This is a genomic window from Alcaligenes sp. Lyrl_28, from assembly GCF_051948705.1.
In the GTDB taxonomy this organism is placed as follows: domain Bacteria; phylum Pseudomonadota; class Gammaproteobacteria; order Burkholderiales; family Burkholderiaceae_B; genus Alcaligenes; species Alcaligenes ammonioxydans.
On sequence record NZ_JAYJLG010000001.1, the window covers coordinates 406,884 to 422,436 of the forward strand.

Annotated in this window: 17 protein-coding genes; 11 read left to right on the forward strand and 6 right to left on the reverse strand. The window is 57.5% G+C overall.

Going from position 1 to position 15,553, the window contains the following annotated elements:
• Window positions 1-11 precede the first annotated feature (11 nt).
• The 3 genes from VF694_RS01830 (at window position 12) to VF694_RS01840 (ending at window position 3,030) form a co-directional block, all read left to right on the forward strand.
• Window positions 12-1,031 (forward strand): putative 2-aminoethylphosphonate ABC transporter substrate-binding protein, encoded by a 1,020-nt coding sequence (locus VF694_RS01830; protein WP_003799399.1) that lies wholly within the window; start codon window positions 12-14, stop codon window positions 1,029-1,031.
• Entirely contained in the window at window positions 1,031-2,161 is a 1,131-nt protein-coding gene (locus VF694_RS01835) for a TIGR03364 family FAD-dependent oxidoreductase (protein WP_301605838.1), read from the forward strand. The genes VF694_RS01830 and VF694_RS01835 overlap by 1 nt, the downstream gene beginning before the upstream one ends.
• A gap of 326 nt (window positions 2,162-2,487) precedes the next feature.
• Window positions 2,488-3,030, forward strand: a complete 543-nt coding sequence (locus VF694_RS01840; protein WP_003799396.1) for a GNAT family N-acetyltransferase — start codon at window positions 2,488-2,490, stop codon at window positions 3,028-3,030.
• Window positions 3,031-3,093: 63 nt separating this feature from the next.
• On the opposite strand, the gene VF694_RS01845 is transcribed toward VF694_RS01840, so the two are convergent.
• On the reverse strand, window positions 3,094-3,336 hold the full coding sequence (locus tag VF694_RS01845; protein WP_235587731.1) for a hypothetical protein: 243 nt from the start codon (window positions 3,334-3,336) through the stop codon (window positions 3,094-3,096).
• A 146-nt stretch (window positions 3,337-3,482) separates the two neighbouring features.
• Between VF694_RS01845 and VF694_RS01850 the strand changes: the two genes are divergently transcribed.
• The 3 genes from VF694_RS01850 to VF694_RS01860 all read left to right on the forward strand — a co-directional run bounded on the left by VF694_RS01850 (window position 3,483) and on the right by VF694_RS01860 (window position 5,183).
• On the forward strand, window positions 3,483-4,145 hold the full coding sequence (locus VF694_RS01850) for a dienelactone hydrolase family protein (protein WP_440163610.1): 663 nt from the start codon (window positions 3,483-3,485) through the stop codon (window positions 4,143-4,145).
• A 6-nt stretch (window positions 4,146-4,151) separates the two neighbouring features.
• Window positions 4,152-4,376 carry a DUF3820 family protein gene (locus VF694_RS01855; RefSeq protein ID WP_003799391.1) on the forward strand — a complete coding sequence of 75 codons (225 nt, stop codon included), beginning with the start codon at window positions 4,152-4,154 and terminating at the stop codon, window positions 4,374-4,376.
• A 99-nt stretch (window positions 4,377-4,475) separates the two neighbouring features.
• Entirely contained in the window at window positions 4,476-5,183 is a 708-nt protein-coding gene (locus tag VF694_RS01860) for a glutathione binding-like protein (RefSeq protein ID WP_003799385.1), read from the forward strand.
• 355 nt (window positions 5,184-5,538) lie between these two features.
• Here VF694_RS01860 and VF694_RS01865 read toward each other — a convergent pair whose 3' ends face one another.
• Window positions 5,539-6,405: a pirin family protein gene (locus tag VF694_RS01865; RefSeq protein ID WP_440163611.1), complete on the reverse strand. Its 867-nt coding sequence runs from the start codon at window positions 6,403-6,405 to the stop codon at window positions 5,539-5,541.
• A gap of 79 nt (window positions 6,406-6,484) precedes the next feature.
• On the opposite strand from VF694_RS01865, the gene VF694_RS01870 reads away from it, so the two are divergent.
• Window positions 6,485-7,132, forward strand: a complete 648-nt coding sequence (locus tag VF694_RS01870; protein WP_003799381.1) for an alpha-ketoglutarate-dependent dioxygenase AlkB — start codon at window positions 6,485-6,487, stop codon at window positions 7,130-7,132.
• Between the two features lie 11 nt (window positions 7,133-7,143).
• On the opposite strand, the gene VF694_RS01875 is transcribed toward VF694_RS01870, so the two are convergent.
• Window positions 7,144-7,932 (reverse strand): deaminated glutathione amidase, encoded by a 789-nt coding sequence (locus tag VF694_RS01875; RefSeq protein WP_003799378.1) that lies wholly within the window; start codon window positions 7,930-7,932, stop codon window positions 7,144-7,146.
• Window positions 7,933-8,941: 1,009 nt separating this feature from the next.
• Here VF694_RS01875 and VF694_RS01880 point away from each other — a divergent pair.
• The gene (locus tag VF694_RS01880; protein ID WP_051010388.1) at window positions 8,942-10,114 is read left to right on the forward strand and encodes an MFS transporter; all 1,173 of its coding nucleotides are present in this window, start codon (window positions 8,942-8,944) and stop codon (window positions 10,112-10,114) included.
• 89 nt (window positions 10,115-10,203) lie between these two features.
• Here VF694_RS01880 and VF694_RS01885 read toward each other — a convergent pair whose 3' ends face one another.
• Entirely contained in the window at window positions 10,204-11,400 is a 1,197-nt protein-coding gene (locus VF694_RS01885; RefSeq protein ID WP_003799374.1) for an MFS transporter, read from the reverse strand.
• A gap of 96 nt (window positions 11,401-11,496) precedes the next feature.
• Between VF694_RS01885 and VF694_RS01890 the strand changes: the two genes are divergently transcribed.
• From VF694_RS01890 to VF694_RS01900, 3 genes are all read left to right on the forward strand, one after another.
• Window positions 11,497-12,261 carry an AraC family transcriptional regulator gene (locus tag VF694_RS01890; RefSeq protein ID WP_003799372.1) on the forward strand — a complete coding sequence of 255 codons (765 nt, stop codon included), beginning with the start codon at window positions 11,497-11,499 and terminating at the stop codon, window positions 12,259-12,261.
• A gap of 25 nt (window positions 12,262-12,286) precedes the next feature.
• Complete coding sequence (locus VF694_RS01895) at window positions 12,287-13,489, forward strand: benzoate/H(+) symporter BenE family transporter (RefSeq protein WP_003799370.1); 1,203 nt, start codon at window positions 12,287-12,289, stop codon at window positions 13,487-13,489.
• A gap of 116 nt (window positions 13,490-13,605) precedes the next feature.
• Window positions 13,606-13,794: a DUF3008 family protein gene (locus tag VF694_RS01900; RefSeq protein WP_003799369.1), complete on the forward strand. Its 189-nt coding sequence runs from the start codon at window positions 13,606-13,608 to the stop codon at window positions 13,792-13,794.
• Here VF694_RS01900 and VF694_RS01905 read toward each other — a convergent pair whose 3' ends face one another.
• Both VF694_RS01905 and VF694_RS01910 read right to left on the reverse strand, forming a co-directional pair.
• Window positions 13,795-14,553 carry a LamB/YcsF family protein gene (locus tag VF694_RS01905; RefSeq protein ID WP_003799367.1) on the reverse strand — a complete coding sequence of 253 codons (759 nt, stop codon included), beginning with the start codon at window positions 14,551-14,553 and terminating at the stop codon, window positions 13,795-13,797.
• A complete protein-coding gene (locus VF694_RS01910) occupies window positions 14,550-15,491 on the reverse strand; it encodes a LysR family transcriptional regulator (protein ID WP_039942897.1) in 942 nt (313 codons plus the stop codon). The genes VF694_RS01905 and VF694_RS01910 overlap by 4 nt, the downstream gene beginning before the upstream one ends.
• Between the last annotated feature and the right edge of the window lie 62 nt (window positions 15,492-15,553).

The window sequence follows — 15,553 nt, forward strand, 5'->3', positions numbered from 1 at the left end:
GACATTCCTTCATGAAAACCATTGTTCTGAGCTCCTTGGCCGCCGCTTTGATGGGCACCGCCTCTTTGGCACACGCTGCCACCACCCTGACGGTGTATACCGCGCTGGAAGCCGATCAGCTCAAAGCCTACCAGGCCGCTTTTGAAAAAGAGAACCCCGATATCAAGATCCAGTGGGTCCGCGACTCCACCGGCATCATCACCGCCAAGTTGCTCGCTGAAAAGAACAACCCGAAAGCTGACGCGGTCTGGGGTCTGGCCGGCTCCTCCCTGGGCCTGATGGCCAGCCAGGACATGCTGCAGCCTTACGCCCCCAAGGGTCTGGAAAAAATTGACGCCAAAATGCGCGACCAGAACAATCCGCCCAGCTGGGTCGGCATGGACGGGTTTGCCGCTGCCTTGTGTGTGAACACCGTCGAGCTGGAAAAAAACAAGCTGCCCATGCCGACCTCCTGGGAAGATCTGACCAAGCCGGTCTATGCCGGCAAGATCGTGATGCCCAACCCCGCCTCCTCCGGCACCGGCTTCCTGGACGTCAGCGCCTGGTTGCAGCTGTTTGGTGAAGATAAAGGCTGGGCCTTCATGGACGGCCTGCACAAGAACATTGGCGCCTACACCCACTCGGGTTCCAAGCCCTGCAATATGGCTGCTTCCGGCGAGTATGCGATTGGCGTGTCCTTTGACTACCGCGGCGCCCGCCTGAAAGAAGAAGGCGCTCCCCTGGAGCTGGTGTTCCCCAAAGAAGGTCTGGGCTGGGAAATTGAGGCCGCGGCTATCATGAAAGGCACCAAGAACCTGGAAGCCGCGCAGAAACTGGCTGACTTTTCTGCCAGCGAAGCCGCCAACCATCTGTACAAGACCAACTTCGCGGTTCTGGCCATTCCTTCCATCGCGACCGCCAACCCCCATCTGCCTGCAGACCTGAACCAGCGTCTGATCGACAACAACTTCGTATGGGCTGCTGAAAACCGCGAGCGCATCATCGACGAATGGACCAAGCGTTACGACGGTAAATCGGAAGCCAAGAAGTAATGAGCACACAACACTACGACGTGATCGTGGTGGGGGGCGGCATCCTGGGCATGGCACATGCCTGGGCGGCTGCCCGCCGCAAGCTACGGGTGGCTGTGCTTGAGCGCAGTCATCAGGCCCAAGGCGCCACCATACGTAATTTCGGTCAGGTCCTGGTCACCGGCCAGGCTCCGGGCATCATGATGGAACTGGCTCGCCAAAGCCGCGGACTGTGGCTGGAACTGGCCGCGCAAGCGGGCTTTCATGTGCGCAGCAATGGTTCGCTGGTACTGGCGCGCAATCATCTGGAACTGGAACTGCTGGAAGACTTCGCTCAAGGCCGTGCCAAGGATGAAGGTGTGGCATGCCAGATGCTGAGCGGCAAGGAACTGGCCGCCTTGTTTGAAGGCCGCTTGGGGCATCACCACGGTGCGCTGCAAGGTCTGGACGATTTGCAGATTTACTCGCGCGACGCCCTGCCCGCCATTACCAGCAGCCTGCAGGCCATGGGCGTCGATGTGTATACCCAAGCACATGTGCATTATGCCCAAGCGGGTCAGGTACACAGCAGCGTGGGCGACTTCACGGCCAACAGCATTTTTGTGTGCCCAGGCCATGACTACAGCAGCCTGCATCGCGAACTGCTGGAGACCGTCAAACCCTCGGTGACCCGTCTGCAAATGCTGAAAGTGCGTGCACAAGACGCGGGCTGGGCCTTGGACCGACCCTTGCTGACAGGCTTGTCCTGCCTGCACTATGGTGCCTTCAGCGACCTGCCTCTGGCAGCCACACTGCGCGAGCAGGTACAGCAACGCCACGGCGTGCTCTTGGAGCAAGGTATTCATTTGCTGATGAGCCCAACCCCTCAGGGCGACCTGATCATTGGGGATTCGCACGAGTACGGCCAGCAAGCCAGTCCCTTCAACCAGGAAGAAACAGACCAGTACCTGCTGGCTCTGGCTGAAACGGTGCTGGGATGCCCGGTTCAGGTGCTTCAACGCTGGCAGGGGGTGTACGGTGCAAAAGGACCGGCTCCGTTTTCCGTCTTGCAGGCCGATGGCAGCACACTAGTGACGGTCATGCACACCGGCTTGGGCATGACCACAGGTCTAGCAATCGGCGAACGCAATATCGCCGCTCGCTACGATTGATGGCTGGGCGTGGAGGGTTCGACCAGCGGATCAGCCTTTACCCACGCCACAAGAGTGCCAAAACGCGCAGCCCACGCTGCGCGTTTTTCTTTTCTTCAGGCATGCCTCTGGAGATCAACATCAACGACCTCAAAATAAAGCAAACTTCGATACGTTCTTAGCAGGAATTTCCCACTGGCAACCCAACATAGTGGAATAAAATACGCCACACGATAGGCCAGAGCTACCGCTCATGAGCTTTAGCACTCCACACAGCCAGGCTGGCGCCCCACCCCCCGTCACCAACGGTGTTGACGCCTTGGCTTGCTCAGGACAGGAAGAGATCGATGAAAGACAGTGACAGCGGGCTGCGTTTTATAGACTGCGATGAAGAGCAGCATGCAGCCGCTATTTTGGCGATCCTGAACGACGCCATCGTGAACTCCACCGCGCTTTACGACTATGTGCCGCGCCCACCCGACGCCATGGTGAGCTGGTTTGCCACCAAACGCGCCAACGGCTTTCCCGTGGTGGGCGTCATGGACGATGCGGGCACGCTGATGGGCTTTGCTACCTGGGGCAGCTTCCGCGCCTTTCCCGCCTACAAATACACCATGGAACACAGCGTGTATGTACACCCGGCGCATCGCGGCAAAGGCCTGGGCAAGATTCTGATGCAAGAGCTGATCCGCCGTGCCCGTCTGGCCAATGTGCATACGCTGGTAGGCTGTATTGATGCCAGCAATGCGGGCAGTATCCACCTGCATAAGCGTCTGGGCTTTACCCATTCGGGCACGTTCAAGGAAGTGGGCTTCAAATTTGGGCGCTGGCTCGATGCCGCCTTTTACCTGCTGACGCTGGATACGCCGACCGAGCCGGTGGATGGCTGACGCGCAAAAAAACCATCGCGGCCTACTGCCTGCGATGGTTTCTTTCAGGCCATTGCCCCGGACTCAGGCGCTGGCTTTCTGCTTTTCGTAACACACGGCAAAGGCAATCAAACCCAGCACAATACTGAAAATGCCAACGCCCACTGCCACGGCAGCCAGCAGCCCCAGGCCTACTGCCACAAACACGCCAGGAAAGGCGTAGCTTCGCAACCAGGAAGGTTGCTTGGGAACAAGAAACAGCCCTAGAAACAAGAACCAGGGCATCACAATCGTCCAGAACAGACTGTCCATTAGCACGTCACGCATCATTATTCCATTGAAGTAGAAGGGGCTTGGGCAAGTGGTCAAGCTACTCGCCATTCCGGGTGGATTGTAAACGTCCCTAGGCTGGCGTCCCAGCATGGGCGACTGTTATAAGAGAGAATTATTGTTTTATAGCTAAAGGACCCGCCATGAGCATGCTTAGCTTGACTAGCGCAGACCAGCACCGTTTCGAGGCCTATGCCGCCGGCGATGAACAGGCCGAACGCGGCTTGATCGTGCTGCAGGAGATTTTTGGTGTGAATCAACATATCCGTGACACCTGCGAGCGCTTTGCCGAGCAAGGCTACCACGTACTGTCACCCGCCCTGTTCGACCGACAAGAGAAAAATGTACAACTGGGCTACACCGCCGAGGACGTGCAAGCGGGTCTGGCGCTGCGCAATCGCATTGCGCTCGACAAAACCCTGCTGGATATTCAGGCCTGCGTCGATGCCTTGGGCTCCCGCAAGGTGGGTATTGTGGGCTATTGCTGGGGAGGGTCCTTGAGCTGGCTGGCCGCCTGCCGCTTGCAGGGTCTGCAAGCCGCCAGTTGCTGGTATGGTTCACAGATTGCCCAGAACGCCCAGGAACAGCCCAAGATTCCGGTGCAAATGCACTTTGGCGCTCTGGATCATTCCATCCCTGCCAGCGCCATTCAGACCATTAAAGACGCGCAAAAGGACGTGGCCATTTACGTGTACGAGCCTGCCGGACATGGTTTTGGCTGCGATCATCGCCCCGATTTTCACCCAGCGTCCTACCAACTGGCTCAAGAGCGTACACTCGCTTTCTTTGCCGACCATCTCCGTTAAGCCCCCATGCTTGAATCCAGCGACGACCTGCTTGCTCTGTTGAACACCACCATGCCTTACGGGAAATACAAAGGTCGCTTGCTGGCCGACCTGCCGGGGCATTACCTGAACTGGTTTGCCCGGGAAGGCTTTCCTTCCGGGCGGCTGGGGCAGCTACTGGCCCTGATGCACGAGCTGGACCACAACGGCCTGAAATCCTTGCTGGACCCCTTGCGCCCGCGCAGCCGCTAAGCGGCACAAATCCCTTACGGGGTGGCGGGCTGCGACGGTATGTCGCCGTACCGCTTGCTACTATCAAGGCTTCCTCTACACCCCATTGTGAAGGACCTCATGACTATCGATCTCTCCGCCTTCCCCATCACCCGCAAATGGCCGGCACAGCACCCCGAGCGCCTGCAACTGTATTCCTTGCCCACCCCCAATGGCGTCAAGGTTTCCATCATGCTGGAAGAAATTGGCCTGCCTTACGAGCCACATCTGGTCAGCTTTGAGCGCAACGATCAGCTCAGCCCGGAATTCATTTCACTTAGCAGCAATAACAAGATTCCGGCGATTCTGGACCCCAATGGCCCTGGCAATAAACCGCTGGCCTTGTTCGAGTCCGGTGCCATCCTGATCTATCTGGCAGAAAAAACCGGCCAGTTGCTCTCTGCGGACCCGGCCCAACGCTATGAAACCCTGCAATGGTTGATGTTCCAGATGGGCGGCGTCGGCCCCATGTTTGGTCAGCTCGGCTTCTTTCACAAATTTGCCGGCAAGGACTATGAAGACAAGCGCCCCCGTGACCGCTATGTCAACGAGTCCAAGCGGCTGCTGGGCGTGATCGACACGCATCTGGACGGTAAGGACTGGATGGTGGGCAACCGCTACTCCATCGCCGATATTGCCCTGTTCCCCTGGATTGCCAACCTGATCGGTTTTTACGGCGCAGGCGAGTTGGTGGAGTACGAGCAATTCAAGAACGTGGCCCGTGTCCTGCAGCAATTCCAGGCCCGCCCGGCAGTGCAACGAGGCCTGAACATTCCTGCCCGTGATTGATGGATCAGCAGGCATGATCGCTGGCTATCAGTGGCACCACACACCACCTTGCAATAGCCCTGCTATCGAACTGGTCTTTTTTGTTTCATTTGTTGGCAATCCGTACAATTGCCTTCCTAAACATTCTGCGCAAGCGGTACTATTCCGTTTGCTAGGCTTGTTCGTCAATCAAAAAACCAGTCTGCTCATGGAGCAGATACAGGCAAATCCACCAGCCTGATGAGCAAGCCTTCAAAGCCCTGGATTCTTTCCAGGGCTTTTTTTTGTGTGTACGATTTGGCGCCCCCACAGCGACTGTTTTAGCTGCACGCCATTTTCCAGGTGCAAGGCCTGCACCGTCACAGTCAACCTGAGCCTACACCGCAGGCAAAGGGATGAACTGCTCATCGTCCAGTGGCGGCAGGCGGATGCGGCCATTGAGCCAGTCGTCCTTGGCCTGCTCGATGCGGTCTTTGCGCGAGGACACGAAGTTCCACCAGATATGGCGTGGTCCCAAAGGCTCGCCGCCCAGCAGCATCAAGTGGCTGCTCTGCTCGGCAAGGATACGGGGGCTGCCACCTTTGGCAAAGACCAGCATCTGGCCAGCTGGATAACGCTGACTACCTATTTCCAACCCACCCGCACAGATATAAATGGCGCGCTCGTCGTGGCCGGTTGGCAAAGGGACAGACTGGCCGGCCTGCACGCGCAACTCCATGTAGAACAAAGGCGAGGCCACACTGGCGGGACTGCACAAACCCAGCGCCGAGCCGGCAATCAGGCGACCTTCCAGGCCCGTATCCTTAATCAGAGGTAGCTGCTCGGCCTCATAATGCACAAAGTCCGGATTCTGTTCTTCCTTGTGTTCCGGCAAGGCCACCCAGGCCTGGATACCATCCATGCGACCCCCTTGCGCGCGCATGGGTTCAAAGCGCTCGGAATGGCTGATGCCTGAACCCGCGGTCATCCAATTGAGCGCACCCGGTGTAATGTCCTGCTCCACGCCCAGACTGTCGCGGTGCGTCATGGCCCCTTCAAACAAATAGGTCACGGTAGACAGGCCGATATGCGGGTGTGGGAGCACATCATTCTCCGTCCCTACCGGTGCCGTCAACGCCTGCGGCCCCATGCGATCAAAGAAGATAAAGGGCCCCACCATACGCCGTTGGCGAAAGGGCAAAACGCGCCCCACCTCAAATGCACCAATACTGTGCTGGCGTTGTGGAATCAGCAGCTCGACCATAGACACCTCTATTGGGAAGTCGCAAAAATGCAATCCCGATTACTATACTCTGGTCCCTGATTGGTTCGCTTACTCCCGCATGCCCACGCTCTCACTCTTTGATCCCGATCCCGGCAACGTCCTGACTCTGGATACCGGCCTGATCGCCCTGCCGGGCCTGGCCCTGCCCTATGCCGCCGCTTTGGCGCGGGCGGTTCAAGAACTGCTGCACAGTGCCCCCTGGCGACATATGCAGGTTCCATCAGGACATCGCATGTCAGCCGCACAAAGTAGCTGTGGAAACTTGGGATGGATATCGGACGAGCACGGCTATCGCTACAGTCCCACCGACCCGCAAAGCGGTTTGGGCTGGCCCGCCATGCCTCCGGTCTTCAAGGACTTGCTGACGCACATTGCCCAGGAGTCAGGCCAGGGCCCTTTGCAGCCAGATACCTGCCTGATCAACTACTACGACGAGCACGCGCATATGTCCTTGCATCAGGACAGAAACGAGCGCGACTTGCAGCACCCGATTGTCTCGGTGTCCTTGGGGCGTGAGGCCTTGTTCTTATGGGGTGGCGCAACACGCAGCGCCCCGGTGCGTACCCTGCGGCTGCGTGACGGTGATGTGCTGATCTGGTGGGGGCCTTCCAGATTGAATTTTCATGGCATACGCAGGCTGGAAGGCCCGGCCCATCCCCTGTGGGGCTCAGGCCGGGTCAATCTGACTTTTCGCAAGGCGGGCTAAGGCCCCGCTCGTCAAGCCAGTTCAGGCGGTGCAAAGCGACGGTTTTCCAGAACAGGCAAAATACGGCGGGCGTAAGCCAGACGCTCCCGATCAAGATCCACCAGCAACAAGGTTGGCGTCTCCGCCGCCTGCGCCACGATCACACCCAATGGGTCTACCACCAGACTTTGACCAATATTGCGTTCACCACATTCACCGACAGCCACCATATAGGCTGTATTTTCCAAAGCACGAGCTGTCGTCAGCACTCGCCAGTGATGCTCTTTCAAGGGCCCTTTGAGCCACGCCGAAGGTGCCAGCAACACCTGCGCCCCCTCGATGCACAAGCGTCGGGCCAGCTCGGGAAAGCGCAGATCATAACAAGTCATCAAACCCACCTTGAAACCGGCCACCTCGATCAAAGCGGGGATCTCGGTACCCGGCTGCACATAGCGCGACTCTTGCACCGAAAACGCATCATACAAATGCAGCTTGTTGTAATGCGCCACGACCAGGCCATCACGCAAGACCACCAGCGTATTCCAGACCCTGCCCTCACTGGCAGGGGTATGAATACAAAACACCACCGTAAGGTCAGTATCACGGGTCGCGGTCCGCAGTCGGCTGACAAACTCACCGTCCAGTGTTTGGGCCGATTTCAGCACCAGCTCCGGGTCGGCCACATTTCTCGCCAGAACCCCTTCCGGCAACACCAGCAACTGCGCCTCAGAGCGCAATGCCTGTTCGATCAGCCCCAGACAGGTATTCAGGTTCTCCTGGGAATCTTTGGATACGGCCATCTGGCCCAATGCAACTTTCATGATCACCTCCTTGGCTGTGCGGCCTGATCGATTCTAACGCAGCCGTCGCCTCTGAGCAGGCCGGACCGGGGCCCGAACGCCCCTCACCCTATCTGCTACCCCGCTCCAGCCGCGCTTTTTACCGATGGCTGGCCCCAGGTCCACAAGGAGTGCGCCATGCTGCGCGAACCTCCACAGCAGACAAGCCCCCCCATGAGCTCCTTGACGTGCTCATAGGCCTCCCAGCGCAGGGGGACCATGCCCACCTTTCAAACAGAAGCGAGCATGCGTGCCAGCGAATTAATTGCTCTCTCATGCAGCATGGTTAAAAAAACACATCTCAATGAGATATAAAATTTATTCATGCCTTAAATAAGATAAAAGAAATAACAAAGAAAAAATTTGACCTTATACCGAAAAACAGGCTGATCAGCTTAAACAGAGAATCAACTCAGCCAGCGACACGCTTTAATTCGTTAAATCCTTTACTCCTTTTACTAGCTTTTAATATGACCGGACATATTGTTTTTTATTTTCTACTGAGCAACATAAAAAGAACGAAAAAAAAGAGTCTGGCGTAAGCATCCGCAGACTCTGTCATCCATACTGGGGCAGCGCCCCTTTCTAGGGCCAAAACGTGAGAACGCTGTTGCAGGCCGCTTTGCGCTTGAATAATCAATGAACTAATGATTGAAATTGAAAATAAATAGCATAAAAAAAACCCCCGATTTTTTGCAAAATCAGGGGAAAGCTACCACAGGAAAATGATTGGATACAAAAAACCCAATACCGTGATTCTATATAAAAAAAATAAAAAAATCAGCATACGTTGTTTAAGGCAGGCGCTATAGATCCTTAAATTAATTTGTGCTAGGACGTAGAGATAATTAAAAATTAGAAAAACGTATCTACTTCCGACCTTGGTAGACAGCTATTGAGCCGCGGAAAATCTTGAGTCCGCACCCGGGAGTACGCGACAATACCCGGTCAGGGACCTACCCTCCCTCCCTCTTGTTTTTCAGGCCTTATCTTGTCCTCCTCACATCCTTCCTTATCTGCACAACACGTTTTACGGGCCATCCTGGCTTTAGCCGTCGGTGGCTTTTCCATCGGGACTGGCGAATTCGTCATCATGGGGCTCTTGCCTGATGTGGCCCGGGATCTGGGCATCAACATCCCGACCGCCGGCCATTTAATCAGTGCTTATGCCCTGGGCGTGGTGATCGGCGCTCCGGTACTGGCCGTACTGGGCGCGCGCTGGCCTTGGCGCCGCCTGTTGATTGCCTTGATGGCCGCTTACGCAGTGGGCAACTTCCTGACGGCAATTGCCCCCTCTTATGGCACGGTATGGGTCACCCGCTTCCTGGCCGGCTTCCCCCATGGCACCTACTTTGGTGTCGCCGCCCTGGTCGCTGCCCGCCTGGTCGCCCCCCATCGCCGGGCCCAGGCTGTCGCCTACGTAATGTTGGGCCTGACGGTGGCCACCTTGCTGGGCGTACCCATCGCTACGGCGCTGGGTCAATGGCTGAGCTGGCAGGCAGCATTCATTTTCGTCAGCGTGATTGCCGTGCTGACCATGGCGCTGATCCTGCGTTTTGTCCCGTTTGTCCCTGCCAATACCCTGGCCAGTCCTTTACGGGAACTGGGTGCCTTAAAACGCAAGCAGGTCTGGTTGACACTGGGCATAGGGGCCGTTGGTTTTGGCGGTATGTTCTCGGTGTTCAGTTACGTCAAATCCACATTAATGGACTTGGCCGGCTTGTCTCTGAGTGCCATCCCCATGGTGCTGGCCCTGTTCGGTCTGGGCATGGTGCTGGGGAATCTGCTGGGTGCCCGCTATGCCGATCGCCATCTGGATCGTAGTATCCAACTGGTGTTGATCTGGGCCAGCGGCGTCCTGCTTTTATTTATGTTGACCGCCCATCACCCTGTTCTGGGCTCACTGAACATCCTGCTGATCGGCACGATGGTCGCCTTGGGGCCTGCCTTGCAAATTCGCCTGATGGATGTAGCCGGGGACGCCCAGACCTTGGCAGCGGCCCTGAACCACTCTGCTTTCAATCTCGCCAACGCACTGGGAGCCTGGTTGGGCGGTCTGACCATTGCAGCTGGCTGGGGCTGGACCTCCACCGCCTGGGTAGGCGCACTGCTGGCGCTAGGTGGTTTGGCCTTGCATACCCTTTCGCTGCGCATCAAGGACTGAGTAGATGGCCCCCTGGACCGCACGCATCTGCCAAGGGGCTGTTTTTTCATCTCTCCCTAACACTGAGCTGCGTGACGCCCCTGACAGCATCAGAACGTGCGGGGCACTGCTGGACGAGCAGCCAGCCAACCCGCATAGGCCATACCGAAGCTGACCAGAATGCACAAACCCAAAGCCCAACCCCAGCCGTTAAACATGTCATGCAAGCCCCCCATGGCAGGAGGTCCAAAGGCGGCCAGCAAATAGCCCATGCACTGCGCCATGCCCGACAAGGAGGCGGCCTGCGAGGTAGAGGTGGAACGCACCCCGATCAAGGACAAGGCAATCAAGAAGACACTACCGCTACCAAAGCCAAACAAGACTGCCCACAGCGATGACCAGGACGGCAGGACAAGAAATCCCACAAAGGTCAGCGTCTGAAGCACGGCCCCTGCCAAAGCCACCACACGTTGATCATGCAAACGACTGAGTAGCGGCATCAAGAGCAAAGCCGGCACGGCGGAGGCCAGTTGCATCAAACCATGGATCTGGCCGGCATGATCGGGTTCAAAACCATAACTCACCAACATCACGGGCAACCAGCTGGCCACCATGTAGTAGGCCAAGGAATTCAAGCCCATATACAGCGTGATATACCAGGCTAGCGGCAAGCGCCATACCGGAGCGCCGGACGCCGACAGCGCGGGGGCATCTTGTGCGGCACGTCGGTCTGCACCCAGTTGCGTTGCCCACACTGCCACGCTGGCCAAGGCCATGATTCCCACCACAATCAGGGACGACCAACGCCAGCTTTGGCCCGTCCACTCGGCCATGGGCACCGCCAGAGCGGAATTGAACGCCGCTACCAAGCCCATGAACAAGACATACAAAGACGTGACAAGGCTGATGCGCATGGGGAAATGGCGTTTGACCAGCGACGGCAACAGCACATTGCCCAACGCAATGCCGACCGCCAGCAGACCAATACCCGCAAACAGCTCGCCTACCCCACCCAGAATGCGCAACACCACACCGGCGGCGATCAGCACCGAAGCGATAAACAAAGAACGAGACAGGCCCACCACCCGAGCCATGCCCGCTGCCAGCAATGAAATCACGGCAAAGATGAACAAAGGCATGGCAGTGAGCAGGCCGGCCTGCGTGGACGACAAAGACAAATCTGTCTGAATCAGGTCCAGCAAGGGCGCTATACCCGTAATCGGAGCCCGCAGATTGCCCGCAATCAGCAACACCCCCACTAATACCAGCATGGGGTGGGCAAACCAGGAAAAGCGAGAATGGGACATGAAAAACGACCAGTAGGTAAAAACCCTAGTCTATCGTTTTACCGCTTCGACGCAAACAGGATATTATGACAATTTATACCTCTAAACAGACAAACCATGAGTTTTAGCGCTGACCCGCAGGGAGGGCCTGTTTTCAGCATCAAGATGGCGATGGGCAGCACGACCGAAAATCCCCTGCATACCCATCCCAATGGCCAACTGATCATGACGCAATATGGCTCGGTGACCCTGCAGACCGACCAGGGCTACTGGATGGTGCCGCCCCTGTGCGCGGTCTGGGTGCCGGTGGGCATCCGGCACCGCGCCCGTGTTGACGATCAGGCCCTGATCCATTTTCTGTATATTGAGCCCGGCCTGGATCAACTGCCCGAGCACTGCTGCACCCTGCAGTTAAGTCCCCTGGTGCGGGAACTGATTATTCACCTGAGCGAGCTCAAGGCTGACTACGAGCTGGGCAGCCAGACCCATAGACTGGCTCTGGTGCTGCTGGAGACCTTGAACCAGATGCCCACCCGCCAGCTGCACGTTCCCGTGCCGGAAGACAGGGTGTTGCAAACAATTGCCCAGCACATGCTCAAGCAGCCTGATTCACGCCCCACCATGGCCGACTGGGCTCAAGAACTGGCTATGAGCGAGCGCACCCTGGCCCGACATATGCTAAAACACACAGGGATGAGCTTTGGGCGCTGGCGTCAACAATTCATGATCATGCTGGCCTTGCAAAAACTGGGTTCAGGCATGTCTGTCAAAAGCACTGCCAGGGAGTTGGGTTACACCTCGATCAGTGCCTTTATCAGTGTTTTCAAATCCATTGTGGGCGAGACCCCCAGCCGTTACGTAGGCCAGAGCCCATCCTCTTAAGCCCCCTTACCCTCAACACACATCCATGACCTCCACACCTCTGTCCCGCAACGGATATCTGCATCGCTTATTAAGTTGGTTTCAGATCTCTCACCTGTCGGCGGGACTGATCGCCGTGCTGGTGGGCTACACCAGTTCCGCGGCCATTGTTTTTCAGGCGGCACAGGCGGCCGGGGCCAGTACAGCCGAACTGGGCTCCTGGATGTGGTCCTTGGGTATTGGTTTGGGCCTGCTGTCGGCAGGCCTGTCTTTGCGCTACAAAATTCCCATTCTGACGGCCTGGTCCACGCCCGGCGCGGCCTTATTGGCCACCGGACTGGTGGGGCTGCCCATGTCCCAGGCCGTGGGAATTTTTCTGTTTTCCTCCTTGCTAACCGCCATTTGCGGCCTTAGCGGCAGCTTTCAAAAGCTGATGCACTACATGCCACGCAGCATTGCCGGCGCCATGCTGGGCGGAATCCTGCTGCGCTTTGGTCTGGATTTGTTTGGCGCCATGCAGACCCAATGGCTACTGTGTCTGGGCATGTTCATTGTGTTTTTGACGGTGCGCCAGTGGTCAGCCCGCTATGCGGTCCCTCTGGCTCTGGTGGCCGGTGTCACCATCGCCGCGCTGCAGGGCCTGTTGAAAATGGAGATTTTGAGCTGGACGCCCGCTACGCCCGTACTGGTCTGGCCGGAGTTTTCCTGGACGGCCCTGATCGGGGTGGGCATACCGTTTTTCATCGTAACCATGAGCTCGCAAAACATTCCGGGCGTGGCCGTCTTGAAGGCCCATAACTATGACGCCCCCAACTCCACCGTCATCAGCTGGACGGGGATTGTGGGGCTGATCTTCGGCCCCTTTGGCGGCTACGCCTACAATCTGGCCGCCATCAGTGCGGCCCTGTGCATGACGCCGGAAGTCGATGCCGACCCAGGCCAGCGCTACCGCGCCAGTGTCTGGGCCGGTATTTTTTATATTGCCGCCGGTATTTTCGGCGCCACCGTGGTCAGCCTGTTTGCCGCTTTCCCCACGGAACTGATCGCGGCCATTGCCGGGCTGGCTTTGCTGGGCACCATAGGCAATAGCATTCACATGGCGCTGGAAGCCCCGGATACCCGTGATGCGGCCCTGGTCACCTTTTTGACCACCGCCTCGGGCATGAGCCTGCTCAATATCGGCAGCGCCTTTTGGGGTCTGATTTTCGGCATGGCTATCTATTTGATTCAGAAACGAAAAGTGTCCTGAGTGGGCTTTTCCCTCAGCCTCTGTTCAAGACGGCAAACAAGCCTCACATTTGCTTGCCTTGCCGTCTTTGCCATTTGGCACACTACAGACGTGACTCTTTTTTATGGAGGTGCGTTATGCCTGCTTTATCTCAAGCTCAACAGAAAGCCGCCGGAGCAGCCTTGTCGGCTAAGCGCGGGGAAACGCCTGTGTCCAGCTTGAAAGGAGCGTCTTTGGAGATGTACAACACCATGAGCGAAAAAGAGCTGGAAGAGCTGGCCAGTACCGACACAGCTCGTCGCAACCTGCCCGAACACAAAGCGTAATCAGACTGCCTGTACGCGGATGCCGCTTTGCGCAAAGGCTTGATGCAAACGCTGCGCAAACTCGGCAGCTCCTGCCTGATCGCCATGCAAACACAAGGTATCCGCTGACAATGACACGGTCTTGCCGGACAGGCTGGTCACTGTCCCTTGCTCGATCATCTGCATCACTTGACGTACCGACTGCTCCGCATCGGTAATCATGGCGCCAGGCTGTTGCCGCGGAGTCAGGCTGCCATCATCCTGATAGCTGCGATCGGCGAACACTTCCTGTGCCACCTGCAGGCCGGCATCGCGCCCGGCCTGCACCTGGACACTGCCCGCCAGGGCGTACAGGATCAGGCTACGATCAATATCGGCCACCGCCTGAGCGATGGCGCGGGCCAGTTGAACGTCCTTGGCGGCCATATTGTAAAGAGCGCCATGCGCCTTGACATGATGTAAGTGGGCTCCCTGGGTGCGGGCCACCGCGGCCAGCGCTCCCACCTGCACCACGACCAGGTCATAGACCTGCTCAGCCGTCACTGCCATCACCCGGCGGCCAAAACCCGCCAGATCCGGCAAACCAGGATGGGCGCCCAGCTTGACACCGTGCTTCAGGGCCAGGGCGACCGTCTTGCGCATGGTGCCCGGGTCCCCAGCATGAAAGCCGCAGGCGATATTGATGGAACTGACCCAGGGAATGACCTGCTCATCCTGGCCCATGACCCACGCCCCAAAGCTCTCGCCCATGTCGCAATTCAAATCTATGTTCAAGCTCATGCTGTTCCCTCGGATAAGCCGTCCAGCCGACCGGCAGCCTGGGCAATGCAACGCCGAAACCACAGCAGCTCGGCCGCATTGTGGGTGCGCGGATGCCACAGCTGATAGAAACGCATCAGCGGAAAATGGATCGGACAGGGCAAGACCGTAATCGGCAAAATGCGAGCATAGTACTCGGCAAATTGACGATTGGTGGTAAACACCATATCGGTACGACTCAAAATACCGGGCACCAAGCCGAAATACGGTACCACCATCTGTACCTGCCGACTGATCCCCTGCTCGGCCAGACAGCCGTCAATAAAGCCACGCTTGTCCGTGACATGGGCCGAGGGAGCCAGGTGCGGCATTTCCAGATAATGCTGCAAGGAAAGGCCACGCTGGGCCAGTGGATGATGGCGGCCCAGCATGCAGACCACCTCATCATCAAACAGACGCGCCAGATGCAGCTTTTCCGGGGGCTCCAGCCAATTGCCGATCACCACATCCAGCTCGCCCTCCTCCAGGGCCTGCACGTAATCCAGATCCGGGTTGATGGTATGGACCACCAGACGGGCCTGCGGAGCCTGGCGACGTACCCGCTCCGCGATATCCGGGATAAAAGCCCCGTCCAGATAGTCTGGCGCCCCCAGATTGAAAACCCGGGTAGACTGGCTGGGATCCATAGGCTCTGCGGCGGCAGAAATTCGCTCGATTGCTTGGAGGGCTTCCGTGGCATGTGCCAGCAAAAAGGGGCCGCGCTCGGTAGGCACCATCCCCTTTTTACCGCGCAATAAAATCGGGTCGCCCGTGATTTCACGCAAGCGCCGCAAGGCATTGCTGACGGCCGGCTGGGACATGCCCAAGCGGATGGCCGTACGCGAGACGCTGTGCTCTTTGAGCAGCGACTGCAATACCCGCAGCAAATGCAGGTCTAGTTGTTCTCGTAATTTTGGCATGATCAAAATAATACAAGCGCTGGCCCGCGCCGTTGATCCGTATAGACACTCATACGCCTATA

Excerpts from the sequence above, each read along its gene's own strand:
- VF694_RS01895 (WP_003799370.1), top strand. The coding sequence starts at position 12,287 with ATGACCTCCACACCTCTGTCCCGCAACGGATATCTGCATCGCTTATTA.
- VF694_RS01875 (WP_003799378.1), bottom strand. The coding sequence starts at position 7,932 with ATGAAAGTTGCATTGGGCCAGATGGCCGTATCCAAAGATTCCCAGGAG.
- VF694_RS01840 (WP_003799396.1), top strand. The coding sequence starts at position 2,488 with ATGAAAGACAGTGACAGCGGGCTGCGTTTTATAGACTGCGATGAAGAG.
- VF694_RS01890 (WP_003799372.1), top strand. The coding sequence starts at position 11,497 with ATGAGTTTTAGCGCTGACCCGCAGGGAGGGCCTGTTTTCAGCATCAAG.
- VF694_RS01900 (WP_003799369.1), top strand. The coding sequence starts at position 13,606 with ATGCCTGCTTTATCTCAAGCTCAACAGAAAGCCGCCGGAGCAGCCTTG.
- VF694_RS01870 (WP_003799381.1), top strand. The coding sequence starts at position 6,485 with ATGCCCACGCTCTCACTCTTTGATCCCGATCCCGGCAACGTCCTGACT.
- VF694_RS01835 (WP_301605838.1), top strand. The coding sequence starts at position 1,031 with ATGAGCACACAACACTACGACGTGATCGTGGTGGGGGGCGGCATCCTG.
- VF694_RS01905 (WP_003799367.1), bottom strand. The coding sequence starts at position 14,553 with ATGAGCTTGAACATAGATTTGAATTGCGACATGGGCGAGAGCTTTGGG.
- VF694_RS01830 (WP_003799399.1), top strand. The coding sequence starts at position 12 with ATGAAAACCATTGTTCTGAGCTCCTTGGCCGCCGCTTTGATGGGCACC.
- VF694_RS01910 (WP_039942897.1), bottom strand. The coding sequence starts at position 15,491 with ATGCCAAAATTACGAGAACAACTAGACCTGCATTTGCTGCGGGTATTG.
- VF694_RS01865 (WP_440163611.1), bottom strand. The coding sequence starts at position 6,405 with ATGGTCGAGCTGCTGATTCCACAACGCCAGCACAGTATTGGTGCATTT.
- VF694_RS01885 (WP_003799374.1), bottom strand. The coding sequence starts at position 11,400 with ATGTCCCATTCTCGCTTTTCCTGGTTTGCCCACCCCATGCTGGTATTA.
- VF694_RS01855 (WP_003799391.1), top strand. The coding sequence starts at position 4,152 with ATGCTTGAATCCAGCGACGACCTGCTTGCTCTGTTGAACACCACCATG.
- VF694_RS01850 (WP_440163610.1), top strand. The coding sequence starts at position 3,483 with ATGAGCATGCTTAGCTTGACTAGCGCAGACCAGCACCGTTTCGAGGCC.
- VF694_RS01845 (WP_235587731.1), bottom strand. The coding sequence starts at position 3,336 with ATGCGTGACGTGCTAATGGACAGTCTGTTCTGGACGATTGTGATGCCC.
- VF694_RS01860 (WP_003799385.1), top strand. The coding sequence starts at position 4,476 with ATGACTATCGATCTCTCCGCCTTCCCCATCACCCGCAAATGGCCGGCA.